General features: G+C 69.6%; 13 protein-coding genes. 7 read left to right on the top strand and 6 right to left on the bottom strand.

Annotated features, from left to right (window positions below; all coding sequences use genetic code 11):
- Window positions 1-135: 135 nt before the first annotated feature.
- On the bottom strand, window positions 136-1,920 hold the full coding sequence (locus EDD27_RS18125; protein WP_241564100.1) for an FAD-binding oxidoreductase: 1,785 nt from the start codon (window positions 1,918-1,920) through the stop codon (window positions 136-138).
- Window positions 1,921-2,208: 288 nt separating this feature from the next.
- On the opposite strand from EDD27_RS18125, the gene EDD27_RS18120 reads away from it, so the two are divergent.
- The 3 genes from EDD27_RS18120 to EDD27_RS18110 all read left to right on the top strand — a co-directional run bounded on the left by EDD27_RS18120 (window position 2,209) and on the right by EDD27_RS18110 (window position 4,503).
- Window positions 2,209-2,667, top strand: coding sequence for a MarR family winged helix-turn-helix transcriptional regulator (locus EDD27_RS18120; RefSeq protein WP_127933484.1), 459 nt, complete (start codon window positions 2,209-2,211; stop codon window positions 2,665-2,667).
- Between the two features lie 577 nt (window positions 2,668-3,244).
- Complete coding sequence (locus tag EDD27_RS18115; RefSeq protein WP_127933483.1) at window positions 3,245-4,003, top strand: class I SAM-dependent methyltransferase; 759 nt, start codon at window positions 3,245-3,247, stop codon at window positions 4,001-4,003.
- A gap of 41 nt (window positions 4,004-4,044) precedes the next feature.
- On the top strand, window positions 4,045-4,503 hold the full coding sequence (locus EDD27_RS18110) for a recombinase family protein (RefSeq protein ID WP_338324648.1): 459 nt from the start codon (window positions 4,045-4,047) through the stop codon (window positions 4,501-4,503).
- 22 nt (window positions 4,504-4,525) lie between these two features.
- Here EDD27_RS18110 and EDD27_RS18105 read toward each other — a convergent pair whose 3' ends face one another.
- Both EDD27_RS18105 and EDD27_RS18100 read right to left on the bottom strand, forming a co-directional pair.
- Window positions 4,526-6,007 carry a multicopper oxidase family protein gene (locus tag EDD27_RS18105; protein WP_127933482.1) on the bottom strand — a complete coding sequence of 494 codons (1,482 nt, stop codon included), beginning with the start codon at window positions 6,005-6,007 and terminating at the stop codon, window positions 4,526-4,528.
- Window positions 6,004-6,216: a DUF5957 family protein gene (locus EDD27_RS18100; protein ID WP_127933481.1), complete on the bottom strand. Its 213-nt coding sequence runs from the start codon at window positions 6,214-6,216 to the stop codon at window positions 6,004-6,006. The genes EDD27_RS18105 and EDD27_RS18100 overlap by 4 nt, the downstream gene beginning before the upstream one ends.
- A 111-nt stretch (window positions 6,217-6,327) precedes the next feature.
- On the opposite strand from EDD27_RS18100, the gene EDD27_RS18095 reads away from it, so the two are divergent.
- The 4 genes from EDD27_RS18095 to EDD27_RS18080 all read left to right on the top strand — a co-directional run bounded on the left by EDD27_RS18095 (window position 6,328) and on the right by EDD27_RS18080 (window position 9,994).
- Entirely contained in the window at window positions 6,328-7,479 is a 1,152-nt protein-coding gene (locus EDD27_RS18095) for a sensor histidine kinase (protein ID WP_206641484.1), read from the top strand.
- The gene (locus EDD27_RS18090) at window positions 7,476-8,177 is read left to right on the top strand and encodes a response regulator (RefSeq protein WP_127933480.1); all 702 of its coding nucleotides are present in this window, start codon (window positions 7,476-7,478) and stop codon (window positions 8,175-8,177) included. Before EDD27_RS18095 ends, EDD27_RS18090 begins: the two co-directional genes overlap by 4 nt.
- Window positions 8,178-8,555: 378 nt before the next feature.
- Window positions 8,556-9,095 carry a DUF1062 domain-containing protein gene (locus EDD27_RS18085; protein ID WP_241564098.1) on the top strand — a complete coding sequence of 180 codons (540 nt, stop codon included), beginning with the start codon at window positions 8,556-8,558 and terminating at the stop codon, window positions 9,093-9,095.
- Between the two features lie 308 nt (window positions 9,096-9,403).
- Complete coding sequence (locus EDD27_RS18080; protein WP_127933478.1) at window positions 9,404-9,994, top strand: HAD family hydrolase; 591 nt, start codon at window positions 9,404-9,406, stop codon at window positions 9,992-9,994.
- A 164-nt stretch (window positions 9,995-10,158) separates the two neighbouring features.
- Here the strand turns inward: EDD27_RS18080 and EDD27_RS18075 are convergent, their stop codons facing one another.
- The 3 genes from EDD27_RS18075 to EDD27_RS18065 form a co-directional block, all read right to left on the bottom strand.
- Window positions 10,159-11,322, bottom strand: a complete 1,164-nt coding sequence (locus EDD27_RS18075) for a DUF418 domain-containing protein (RefSeq protein WP_127933477.1) — start codon at window positions 11,320-11,322, stop codon at window positions 10,159-10,161.
- A gap of 362 nt (window positions 11,323-11,684) precedes the next feature.
- On the bottom strand, window positions 11,685-12,383 hold the full coding sequence (locus EDD27_RS18070) for an alpha/beta hydrolase (RefSeq protein WP_127933476.1): 699 nt from the start codon (window positions 12,381-12,383) through the stop codon (window positions 11,685-11,687).
- 31 nt (window positions 12,384-12,414) lie between these two features.
- Window positions 12,415-13,335: an EamA family transporter gene (locus tag EDD27_RS18065; RefSeq protein WP_127933475.1), complete on the bottom strand. Its 921-nt coding sequence runs from the start codon at window positions 13,333-13,335 to the stop codon at window positions 12,415-12,417.
- Window positions 13,336-13,420 lie beyond the last annotated feature (85 nt).

The raw sequence follows: 13,420 nt of genomic DNA, 5'->3' as shown, positions 1-13,420 counted from the left end.
ATGGGGTCGAGCCGGCGAAGGTCCCGAGGTCGAGCCGGTGGAAGCGGCCCGTCGCGGGCGTCGAAGCGGACCATCGCCGCCAGCGGGCTCCCTTCGCTGACGCTCGACCGATCCTGACCTCATGTCCTGCGCCGTTCAGGATCGGGCGCGCGCGCCGTTACTGAACGGCGGGATGTTGTGGTTGATACGGAAAAGTTGGTTCGGGTCGTACTTCGCCTTCAGCGCGGCCAGCCGCCGGTAGTCCGCCTCGGTGTAGGCCCGCCTGACCCGCTCGGGAGCCGAGTCGTGGTCGAACAGGAACCCCGGAAGCATGGCGCCGGTGTCCCACCGCCGGAGCCGCTCCAGCACCTCGTCGGCGGCCTTGCGCGTCGCGTCGGCCTGCCCGGCCGAAGCCGGCATCCGCATCCACAGCTGGAAAGCCGCGCCCTGAGTGCTGACCGCGTGCGGGCGGCCCGGCGGCCGGTTCAGCGCTCCGCCCAGGTGACGTAGCTCGATGCCGAGGAACGGGCCGCCGGGCGTCGACGGGTCGATGAGTGAGACCAGCTCCTGCACGGCCTCGTCATCCAGTTCGTGCAACAGCGCGCTGCGCAGGTGCGTCATGACCGGGTTCTTGGGGTCTTGGTAGATCTCGGTGATCTGCGTGTACGGCATGGCGCCGCAGGTGTCCTTCTCCGGGCCGAGCGCACGCAACGGCTCCACCAGCCGCGCGCCCTGCTCCTCGTCCCCCGTGTAGACCACCCGGACCTGCACGAACGAGCGGCCGCGGAACGCCTCGGGCAGCTGCGGCACGTCGGGGAAGCGCAGCAGCGTCACCGAGGACGACATCTCCTCCGGCTGCTCCTTGGCCCAGGCCAGGTAGGAGCCGAGCACGTGGGCGGCGTGCCTGGGGTCCTCGCCCGGGTAGTAGAGCTCACCACCGTAGATGGTGCGCAGCGGCAGCAGCTCGATCTCGGCCGCGACCACGACACCGAAGTTGCTCTTGCCGCCCCGCACCGCCCAGAACAGGTCAGGCTCCTGGGTGGGCGAGACGGTGCGCAGCAGGCCATCGGCGGTGACGATGTCGAGCGAGCGGACGTAGTCGGCGGCGAAGCCGTACGTGCGACCGGTCAGCGGGAGCCCGCCGCCGGTCAGGTAGCCCATCACCCCGACCTGGCCGGAGGAGCCGCACAGGGGCGCGAGGCCGTGCTCGGCTGCTGCGGTGAGCACTTCACCCCACCGCAGCCCGGCTCCGATCCTCGCGGTGCCGGCACGCGGGTCCACCGACAGCTCGCGCAGCTCCCCGGTGGCGATGAACACGGCTCCATCGGCAGGCACCGACTTGCCGTGCCCGGTCGACTGCACCGCAACCGGGCGTCCTGCCTCCGCCGCGAACCGGACGGCAGCGGCCACGTCATCGGCGTCGGCGGCGACCACGACCGCCGCGGGCCGGTGCTCGACCGTCAGCAACCAGCCGGAGCGGGCCTCCTCAAAGCCCTCGTCACCGGGGTAGAGCGTGCGCCCCCGGATCGGCGCGCCCAGGCTCACCAGGGCGTGCCAGTCCGCCTGCCCGCCGGCGAGGCGGTCGCCGGTGAACGTGGCCGAGGTGGTGGTGTGCACCAGCACGCCGTCGGGGGTGTACACCCTGGCGGTGCCGACCCCGCGATATCCGGCCCCCTCGAGATGAGCCTCGACATGGATCTGCACGCGGCCCGAGTGGCCTGCGGCCGGAGTGAAAATCTCGGTGAGCTCGTAGGAGAAGTGGCCGGGCTGGCCTGCGCTCCAGACTCCGGTGCCCACGCTGCGGGGGGTGCGCAGTGCAAGTGTGCCGTCGGGGGCGAACGAAATGGTGAAGGAGTCGGTCTGGTCGTCGTGGTGCATCAGACCGGTCCAGACTCCCGTGGGGGTCTGGAGCGCGTCGGCTGCGGAGTTCGTATTCAGCATGTCAGTTATCCGCCTTTCCAGGATGTCAGTTATGCGTCTTCTCGAAGGACTTCGCCGCGTCGTCGACCTCCGCGGGCGGCGGAGCGCTCGGCATCCGGGCGTTGCGCAGCAGGGGCGCGGCCGCCATCCAGCGGCGCGCTGTCGGGCGGGCTGTCTGGCGCCTTGATGGTGGCTGTGCTCATGAGAGATCACACCTCTCCACGATGAAAATGTTGGACAAACCAACGTTGGTACGGCCAACCATACATGTAATCGTGGGTGGGGCCAACAACTTGCTAGATTGCCCTTGTGGACACCGCAGAGGGAACGCTGCCGCAGCGGCTGCGCACGCTGCCGAGCAGGTTGACCAACCATGCAGCACTGATCGCCAACCGGATCGTGGATCAAGCGCTCGCCCAAGCCGGCGCTCGGCGCTACCACTACGCCCTGCTCGCCGCGCTGGAGGAGTTCGGCCCGGCCAGCCAGGCCGCCCTCGGTCGCCGCACCGGCATCGACCGCAGCGACATGGTGGCGACCGTCAACGACCTCGCCGAACGGCAACTCGTCGAGCGCGCACCCGACCCAGACGACCGCCGACGCAACATCATCACCATCACCGCGGCAGGCCGAACACAACTCACCCACCTCGACCGGCTGCTCGCCGCCGCCCAAGACGAGTTCCTCGCCCCATTGCCCGCGGCCGACCGGCGGAACCTGATCGACCTGCTCACCCGCCTCGTCAATCCTCACGGCGACAAGCACAACTGATGTGTCATTCGCTGATCGGGAGTACGCCAACCCCTCCCGCCGCTGGTCCGATTCCCCGCGCCCGGCTGCTGGACGGCGCCCAGTGGCAGGCGGTGCGCGACGACGTGCCGGCCGGCCTGAACCTGGAGGCACCGGTCGACGAGCACCTGGCTGAACGGGTGCGGGTGATGGATACCGCGGCCATGCTTCCCCGCATCGACCTGCGGTGACCTGCTGTTTGGGGTGCACGCCTGGATGGACGGGCTGCGCTTCATCGTGCTTCCGGCCGGCGTGGCGGCCGATGGCATCGGCTGGGCGCGCGACGTCGGGGCGGATGCCATCGCCGTGCAGACGGATCAGCCTGGTGACACATCTGGGTGCCGGAACCTCCGGACTGGGCCCCCGGCCCGGTTCCGCCTGTGCGACAGGTCGCGACGGATCCGGCCGAGACCCTGGGCCTGGCTGGTCACCGCCGTGCAGGCACGCCCGATCGCCATGCCCCTTGCGGCACGACGGGACACCGCATATCGTGCCGATGTATCAGCCCGATATATCGAGCCAACGGTTTGCCGGTAACGCGACTGACGCGGGAGCTGCGATGAGGCGGATCGACTACGACACGGAGCAGTACCAGGACTACGCGCGTGGCCGGGCGCTTACCGAGCAGCAACTGCAGACATGGATCAGTGCCTTCGGAGCGGTGCTGCCCGAGCGGCGTCCGCTGGCAGGGCTGGACGTCGGCTCAGGGACCGGCAGGTTCACCCCCGCGCTGGCGCGAGCGTTCGGGCCGGTGACCGGCGTCGAGCCGTCGGTCCGCATGCGGGAGATAGCGCAGGCGCAGTCCCCGCATCCCGGTGTGCGGTATCTGGCAGGCTCCGCCGAGGACATGCCGGTGCCGTCCGGCAGCGCCGACTACGCTCTCATGTTCTTGTCCTGGCACCACGTCCAGGACAAGCCGCGGGCGGCCCGGGAGCTGGCCAGAGTGCTCAGGCCCGCCGGGCGGCTGCTACTGCGCGCGAATTTCAGCGACCACCATCCCAGGCCGTGGTGGCTGGAGCACTTCCCCCGCGGCTTTGAGGTGGACGCCTCGCTGTTTCAGCCGCTGCACGAGGTCATCGCGATGTTCACGTCGGCCGGCTGGCGCGTTGCCGGCTTCGGCACGGTTACCGAGCCGTCCTCCGGCACCCGCGCTGACATGCTCCAACGGCTGCGCCTGCGCACCCTTTCGTTCTTCGCTCAGCTCAGTCCCGACGAGCTGGAGGCCGGCTTCCGCCGCCTGGAACAGGCTGTTGCCGCAGATCCCGGCGCACCAGCGCCTGTGTTTTCTGAGCCGCTGCTCACGCTCGAACGGCTCTAGTAACGCCATGGCGCCTGGTTGACCTGCGTTGTGGTTTGTTCGTGGGAACGGGCTGCGCGTCCCTCCGCCGGCACGCGGCGAGCCGCGCGGATTCTGCATCGGGATCACCTACTCCGGGCCCCGGCCACCTCGACCCGGAACGTGCTGGTGGACCGGCTGGCGGAGTGCGCGGCGGCGGGCGTCGAGCCGCCGCCCGCCGGCCTGGCACAGGCACTGGTGCGGCTGCCGCCGTGTGGGACGGCAGCGTCTTCACCGTGACCAAGTTCGACCGGTTCGCCCGCAACATGGCCGAAGCCGATGAGATCCTGGCCGACCTGCCTGGACGCGGCGTCCTGTACGGCCTGGGCGCATCCGTCTATGACTGGAACGACCCGTTCGGCCGGCTGTTCCTGCAGGCCCTCGCGATGGTCGCCGAGTTCGAAGCCAACCTCGGGCACATGCGCACCCGCGAGGGCATGGCCCTGGCCAAGAAGAACGGCAATGTTCCTGGGTTCCAGTAAGTAACAAGCCCGATGACGCTGGTCAGATGATCCGGAAGTTGGCCATCATCATCATGTCCTCATGTTCGAGGTTGTGGCAGTGGAAGACGTACTTGCCGCGGTAGGAGTCGAACCGGACCAGGACCTCGACCTGGTCGCCGCTGGCCAGGTCGACGGTGTCCTTCCAGCCGGTGGCGTAGGGGCCGGGGTCCAGCACCTGGAAAGGCGTGAGGTGGATGTGGATGGGGTGCGCTACATTCTGCGCGCGCAACGTCCACCGCTCCACAGTGCCGAGCCTGGGGGTGGCCGCGATGTGGTCGGGGCTGAACGCCCGGCCGTTGACGGTCCACAGGCTCGTGCCGTGCCGTTCCGCACCGCCGCGCTGGAAGGTGAAGGTCCGCTCCGCGACGGCCTCCGACGGCGACAGCGGCCGGAAGTCGGTCAGCTTGCCCGGGACGCGGCTGTCGTCGGGTGCCTTGCGAGCCACCACGAAGCGCATGACGTTGGCGGTGCCGTCCTGGCCGAGCCGGTTCGTCAGCGTCACCTCCTGCCCGACCGGATATCCCGAGAAGTCGACCACGACGTCGAACCGCTCCGCCTGCGCGATCTGCAGCCCGGGGTGCGCCACAGGCGCACCGAGGAGGCCCAGGTCGCTGCCGATCTGGATGAAGGATGCTCCGCCGGGCGGCGGCGGGTCGAGCGCGAGCCGGTAGCGGCGGGCGTTGGAGGCGTTGAGCAGGCGGAAGCGGTAGCGGGCGGCGGTGACCTCCATGACAGGCCACGGTGCCCCGTTCACCAGCACGCAGTCCCCCAGCACGCCGCTGATGAAGTCGCTGTGCACGTCGGGGTAGATCATCGAACCGTCCTCGGCGAAGGAGCGGTCGGCGATCATGAGGGGGACGTCCCGCTCGCCCTTCGGCAGCGGCAGCGCTTCCTCCTCATCGTCGTGCACGAGGTGGAAGCCGGCAAGTCCCTTGTAGACCTGCGGTCCGGTGTGGTCCATCCGATGGTCGTGATACCACAGGGTGGCCGCGGGCTGGTCGAGCGGATACACGTACTCGTGGACGGATCCGGGAGAGACGAGGTCGGTGGGATACCCGTCGTGCTCGGCGGGCGTCCTGCCGCCGTGCAAGTGCACCACGACAGGCTCAGGCAGCTCGTTGCGGTGGCGCACGACGGTCTTGTGGCCGCGCCGCGACACGATCGTGGGGCCAGGGAAGATCCCGTTGTACCCCCACACCTGTGTACGCAGGCCAGGCAGGATCTCCGCCTGGCCGACCCGCTGGGTGATCTCGTACACGCCGGCGCTGGAGGGGCGCAGCACCGGCGGGATCGGCAACGGCACGGTGAACGGCTCCGGCAACCGGGCCGTACTGCGGAGCAGGCTTCCGGCGCTGGACTCGGTCTCCACGTTCGCGCCGCCGGTGGACCCGCCGCCGTTCGTGGACCCGCCACAGCCCGCCAAGGGGGCCAGGATCAGGCCGCTCGCGGTGGTCCGCAGAAGGCGCCTCCGGGACAGACTCACGACTTGCTCCTCCGCGCGTTATCGATCAGTACCGCGGCGACGGCACCCACGACGGCCAGGACCTGCGGGCCGAATCCGATGATGAACGTCCACGGTGCTTGTATCGTGCCGTTGCTCACGACCAGCCTCGCCAGTACCTCGCTGAACAGGACGAATCCCACGGCCAGCCCAGCGAAGAGGCCGAGAATGGCCACTCCGAGTGTTCTCATGCCGCCGTACGCTAGATCGCCGTGGCAGCCGTGGTAATCGGCTGGAGGCGACAGCAGGTGTCAACATCGGGCGACTGCGGGCTATCGGCCGGCCTGGCTATCCTCGGGGTGGTGCAGGCAGGAAACCGTCAATTGCTCGGCGACGCGGTGCTGGGCATGGCCGTATCGGCCGTCGTGGCCGTGGCCGTCACGATGGATCTCGGCGGCACGCGTGGTCCCGACCTGGTGGCATACGTGTTCGCGGCCGGGCTGGGCGCGCTCATGCTCGTCCGGCGGCGCTTTCCCGTGCTGGCGCTGGCGGCGACCGCGGTCGGCCTGATCGCCTACCACGCCGCCGGCTATCCGCCGATCGGGCTGGCCCTGCCGGTGGCGGCCGGGCTCTACTCCGCGGCCGAGGCGGGCAGCCTCGTGGTCGCCGCGACGGTGGCGGTGGCCCTCGTGCTGGTGAGCACCACGTTCCGGCTGATGGAGGGCGAGGACCCGGAATACCTGCTGGGGTTCGAGCTGTCGTCCACGATCGGGCTGATGGTGGCCGCGATCGCGCTCGGCGCGGCCGTTCGGGCGACCCGGCTGCTGCGTGCCGAGCAGCGCCGTACGATCGCGCGGGCCGCGGCAGAGCGCGAGCACGAGGCCCGGCGGCGAGTGGAGGAGGAGCGGCTGCGGATCGCGCGGGACCTGCACGACGTGCTCGGCCACACGATCGCGGTGATCTCCGTCCAGGCCGACGTGGCCAGGGAGGCCCTCGACAACGACCAGGCCGGGGCCCGCTCGGCGCTGACGATCATCCGGCGGGCCGGCGACGACGCCATCCGCGAGCTGCGCGGCACGCTCGGGTTGCTCAGGGACGCCGACCAGGGCGACGGTCGCGCGCCCACCGCCAGCCTGCGTCACCTGGACGCGCTCGTGGCGGCGACCACCGGCAGCGGGCTGGCGGTCCAGCTCAGTACCGAGGGCGAGCCGGTGGCCCTGCCCGTGGTCGTGGACGCCACGGCCTGCCGGATCGTGCAGGAGTCGCTGACCAACTGCCTGCGGCACGCCCGGGCGACCAAGGCCGAGGTCCGCCTGCGCTACGAACGCGACCGGCTCGGCATCACCGTCGCCGATGACGGGCGCGGCGCCGACCTGCCTCACGAGCCGGTCGGGCGCGGGCTTACCGGAATGCGGGAGCGGGCCGCGCTGCTGGGCGGCCACCTGGCGGTGAGCTCGCGGCCCGGCGCCGGGTTCCTCGTCGAGGCGTCGCTGCCGCTGGAGGCGCCGCGATGATCCGAGTCGCGCTGGTCGACGATCAGGAGCTCATGCGCGCAGGGGTGCGGGCGCTGCTGGAGCGGGCCCCGGACATCACCGTCGTCGGCGAGGCCGCGGACGGCTTGGCGGGATACGCGCTGGCGGTCGCGGAGCGGCCTGACGTCGTGCTCATGGACATTCGCATGCCGGGGGTCGACGGGATCGAGGCGACCCGGCGGATCGTGGCCGACGAGCGGCTGCGTGACGTGCGGGTCGTCGTGCTCACCACCTTCGACACCGACGAGCACCTTTTCGACGCCATCCACGCGGGCTCGTCCGGGTTCCTCCTGAAGAACGCCGCCCCGGACGACCTGCGTGCGGCGGTGCGTACGGTGGCGGGCGGCGAGGCGCTGCTGTCGCCCTCGGTCACCCGTCGCGTGCTGGCGGCCGTCGCCCACCGGCATCCTCCGCCTCGCGGGCAGTTGCCTGCGGCGCTCACCGAGCGCGAGCGGGAACTGCTCGCCGAGATCGCCGCCGGGCGCTCCAACGACGAGATCTCCCGGCGCCTGTTCCTCAGCCCGGCCACCACCCGCACGTATGTCAGCCGGCTGCTGACCAAGCTCGGGGCACGCGACCGCGCACAGCTCGTACACTTCGCCTATGAGAGCGGCCTGGTTCAGCCGGGCGAAAATGACGGGTCTCCGGTGGCCGACCCGCTGCCGCGCTCCAGGCCATAGATGAAGCCGACACCGACAAGCGAGGCCTGTCCCCGCTGTTCCGGTCCGACGACAACCTCTACGGCACTATCGACATCGATATGGGCCGCCGCCTCGACCTCGACCTCGCAGCCTGACCGCTTCCGCCGGAAAACCGTTTGAGCCTTCCTTCGGTGTTGCCGTAGGTTGCCTGCGGCCCGTCGTAGTGAGGACAGAGGACAAGACCGCGTGACCCCGCCTGCTCTTTAGACCTGACACCTTCTTCCGCTCATCTTCAAGCCGACCCTCCCGTCGGCTCTGCCGGGCTGCACGTGTGCGCCCGGTCGTACAGCGTTTGAGGCCGCGCGCAATCGGCCTCGTGTCAGGTCTAGAGAGATCATGTCTTCACAACCTCATACTGTGCTGCCCTGGGTCGTTCGCCGGACCAGGCTGCCTCTGCTGTCGTTGCGGTGCGTGGACTGCGGGTCGGAGTCGGCCACCACCGGCGAGGGCAGGTTCCGCGTCAACGCCAACGGCAAGCGGCTGCACGTGTGGCTGCTGGTGCGCTGCGTGTCCTGCGATCGGACGAGCAAGCTCGCCGTGTACGAGCGAGTGCCGGTCACCTCCATCGACCCGGCCGAGCTCGACGGCTACCACGCCAACGATCCGGAGCTGGTGGCGTCCACGCTGTTGGATCCGCTGCTCGCCCGGCGCAACCGCTTCACCCTGGACTGGAAGGGGGCCTGGCGGCTGGACACGCCGTCGGCATGGCTCGATGAGGCGTGGCCGGTCAAGGTGGAGGTCGTCTTCGAGGATCCGGTACCCGTGCGCCCCGACCGGCTCATCGCGCACAGGCTCGGCCTCAGCAGGAACGAGGTGCTGCGCCGGATCAAGTGCGACGTTCCGCTACGCCGTCCGACGAGCGCCGGGTTCACCTTTACCGTGATGGCCGGGGACTAGCGGGATGTAGCCGGGGCGCGCGTTCCCGTCTCAAGCATCCGGGCGGAATCCCTCTCGCCCCCTGGGCGGCTCCGGCGGCACGGAGTCGCCCAGGGACAGGCGCCCCCTTCTCCGCCCCTTGATCATCCTGACATCGGGGTCTGGTGGCCACCCTGTCGGGAAGCCGTCTAATTCCGACACCCCTGCAAAGGCGCCGCAGCGCGATCAAGACCTACTTTGGGGCTGGGACACCTTCGGGAGCGGAGGGCCCGAACGAGAGGCGTGGGCTGCGCGGGGTGCTGGTCAAAGTGTCCCGATAAAATAGCCCGGTGATCTTGAGTCTTCCCCCCGGCGAGTTCGGCGCCTACCTCTTCGACTGCGACGGGACCATAGCCGATTCCATGCCGCTGCGCTTTCTCGCTTGGCAGCAGGCGTTGAGCGAGTGGGGATGTGAGCTCTCCGAAGAACTGTTTTACGCGTGGGGCGGTCGGACGGTGGTCGATATCATCACCGACCTCAATGCAAGCCAGGGGCTGGCCATGCCGGTGCTGGCCGTCGCTCGCCGCGGTGAGGAGCTCTGCCAGGAGATGCTGCCCCAGCTGACCGCAGTGCCCGGCGTGCTCGAGCACATCGAAGCTGAATTCGGACGCATCCCGTTCGCTGTCGTTTCTGGTAGCAGTCGTGAGTCGGTGACGGCTACGCTGACCGCCCTGGCACTGCTCGACAAGTTCGAGGTGATGGTCTGCGCCGGCGAGTATCCGCGGGCTAAACCCGCCCCGGACCCGTTTCTGCTAGCAGCCCAGCAGTTGGGCGTCGACCCGAAGCACTGCTTGGTCTTCGAGGACGCCGACAACGGGATCCAGGCTGCTCAGGCCGCTGGCATGGCCTGGGTCCACGTTCCGCCGCCAAGGCGACGCTGACCCTCGCCGACAGGTGGACCTGAACAACTCCGCTCGAAACCGTCCGGAACAAGATGTCGTCCCACAGGTCAGCAGGTGTCCCTTCCGACAACTTCATGCGGAAGGGACAGCAGGATCGTGATGCCCTGCGGTCGGCGGCGCCAACTATGAGGGCGACGTCATCATCACCGGCTCCGGCCCGAGCCCATCACCTCCCGCCCCCGGCTGAGGGGCGGGCGGCGGCCCCAGGTGGCCCAGCGCCAGAGCCACTCGATCGGGCCCTGGCGGAAGCGGCGCAACCAGAGGGCGGACCACAGCCACTGGACGGCGAGGACGGGACCGGCGATCAGCAGCACCGTCGTCGAGGACCAGGTGTCCGGCGAGCCGCCGATGACGCGGGCGGTCACCAGGACCAGGACCGTGGCGGTCAGGTAGTTGGTCAGCGTCATCCGGCCCAGCGGTGCGAACACCGCCTGCATCGCCGGCCGGAGCGGCGTCCTGAGCAGGACCAGGAGGGTGCACACGTACAGGCCCGCCATGAGCAATCCGGCGGGGGCGAACCAGGAGGTGGAACGGCCCGCGCCGGCGGCCTCTGAGTCGACCTGCAGCCACACCGCGGGCACTGCTCCCGCTGCGAAGGCCAGGCCCAGCCCGGCCGGTACCAGCGTGGATCGCTCGATCCGGTCGATCAGGCCGTAGCGGGCCAGTGTGGAGCCCAGCAGGAACAGTCCGGGCGCCAGTGACGGGCCGCTGTGGCCGAGAACCAGGGGCGTCACGATGAGGACGGCGGCGAGCCCGGCGACGGCCCAGCGCGGCAGCCAGGTCGAGGGCAGCAGCACCAGCAGGCCGACGACGGCGTAGGTGGTCAGGATGTCGCCCGGCCACAGCAGGAACATGTGGGCCAGGCCGATGGCGAGCAGCACCAGGAGGCGGCGCAGCAGGAGCAGTCGCGGACGGGGGACGCGACGTCCTGCGGAGTTCAGCAGCAGCGTGAAGCCGATCCCGAACAGCGTGGAGAAGATCGGGAAGAAGCGCTGGTGGACCAGCAGCCCGAGCCAGTCGCTGTCCGAGCTGCCGGTTGTGGCCTTCAGGGCATCGCCGACGGCGGCGATCGACGGGACGCTGGTCAGCACGATTCCGCACAGCGCGAACCCGCGTAACACGTCGAGCGCGATGATGCGGGGCCGACCGGAGGAGAGCGCGGCGGTCTGGGGCTGGCCGGACGCGGGCGCGGCGCTCTGGGGCCGATCGGGGGAGGCGGTGGCGAATCCGTCGTGCGGGAGACGGTGGCCGGGATGGCTGGCCGGGCCCTTGCCGGGGGGTTGCTGGGGGAGATCTTCGCGTGGCATGGGGCCTCATCCTGCGAGGGCCGCCCGGGGGACGGCACCGGTCGAAAGCAGGGTTCACGGCGTCCGAGACCGTACTTTCGACCGGTTGATCGGGCGAGGGCGACCGCCTAGCCTGAACGGCGTGAAGGTCCGGCTGACCAGGGCGCTGCACCAGGTGATGGCCACTCTCAGGCCAGGAAATCCACGGCTTCGGGCGTTTCCCAGGCCGTCAGATGCCGCTCAGGGCCGGTTTCCTCCTGCGCGCACTGGTTGATCAGCTCGGCGAGGGCTTGCCGGTCCTGCTCGGGGAGACTCGGCGGCGGTCTGCGCGGGCCGCGTCCATGCCTCGACGCCCGGCGGGCCCGCCGCCGCCGAGGAACGGTTCACTCCTCGATCCACGCGGTAGCCGCGTAGCCCGCCAACATGTCCGCCACCTTTTTGGGGCGGCTGAGTGCGACGCAGTGGCCGCCCGCGATCTCGTCGGGGACGATACCGAGGCGCTCGGGCACCAGCCGGCGAAAGAAGTCGGGCGGGAAGAAGCGGTCCTCGCTGCAGAGCACGAACTTCGTCGGCACGTTCGGCCACGCATCCAACGGCCATGGAGCGGCCGATGCGGCCCTGGACGGATGGTCGCGCTCCTTGCCCATCGCCTCCTCGGCCAGCTCCCGGGGTACATCGTGGTAGAAGCTCACGAATGGATCCGCGCTGCCGGTCAAACCGCCATCGCGCTTGGCCTGCTCCTCCACCGCGCTCTGGTAGCCGGTGTTGGCCCACCACTCATCCGGCGACTCACCCGGCGACGGGATCATGCCGGCCAGGAGGACCAGCACATCGACGGGCAGCCGATCGGCGACCAACGGGGCGGTGAACGCACCGAACGAGTGGCCCACGACGACCAGGTCCTGCTTGTCACCGACGGCCTCGACCACGGCGTCGGCGTAGTCCGCCAGGGTCTTCGAATCGTCATCACCCGGAAGGTCGGGAGCCAGCACGTCGTGCCCACGCGCTCGTAGCTCGGCCTCCACCAGGTGCCAGGACCATCCGACGTCTCCTCCGCCGTGGATCAACACGAATGTGCTCATTGGACTCTCCCTTGATTGTTGGAACCCGGATCTATCGTTGGAACTCGGAGCGCACGACGACGGCGACCGCGAGCACCACGATCACGCCGCCGACGAGGGTCGGCACCGTCACCGGTTCGGCGAGGATCAGCCATCCCAGGCACACGGCCACCAGCGGATTGACGCACGCGTACGTGGCCGTCAAAGAGGTCGCCGCCGACTGCAACAGCCAGATGTAGGCGGAGAACGCCAGGACGGATCCGAACAGGTCCAGGTAGCCCCACGCCGCCCAGGATCGGGCCGAGTAGGCGACCAAGTCGAAGCGCTCGCCACTGGCCACCCCGATGATCGTCAGCACCCCACCACCGATGAGCATCTCGTAGACCGCGACCACGAACGGGTCACGCGGCAGCCCAATCCGCGGCTGGTACCACGAGCCGAACGCCCACGACAGGCCGGCGACGAGGATGACTGCCATGGTCCAGACCGGAAAGGCGCCACCGAGACCGTTCACGGTGACCACCACGACCATGCCGCCGAAGCCCATCGCCACGCCCGCCACCGTCCGACCAGCGGGGCGTTCGCCCGACAGAACGCGGTGGCAGATCACCCACAGCGGCACTGCCGCGATCAGCAACGCCGTGATCCCCGACGGAGCCCCGCCATACTCGGCAACGGTCACCAGGCCCTGGCCCATCACGAGCAGCAAGAGCCCGATCTGCGCGCACCCCAGCAGCTGCCGACGCGTCACGGCCAGTCGAACCAGACCACCACGCACCGCCAGTGCCCCGCCCACCAGCAGGCCAGCCGTCAGGAAGCGGACACCGGCGCTCACAAGGGGCGGCATCTCCTCGACCATGATCCGGATCGCGAGGTAGGTCGAGCCCCAGACGACGTAGACGATCGCGAGGGCGGCCCCGACGAGCAGGAGAGGGCTTCGAGCTTTTGTCGGTGCAACGGTGCTTACTGGCATGCCGGCCACGCTAGGAGCCAGGCGTCATCGTGAAAAGCGATTGTTTTCGATGAACTCGATCGCTAGGAGCGATGACTAGGGGTAC

Source organism: Nonomuraea polychroma (assembly GCF_004011505.1).
Classification (GTDB): Bacteria; Actinomycetota; Actinomycetes; order Streptosporangiales; family Streptosporangiaceae; genus Nonomuraea; species Nonomuraea polychroma.
This window is presented reverse-complemented; position numbering and strand designations above follow the sequence as displayed.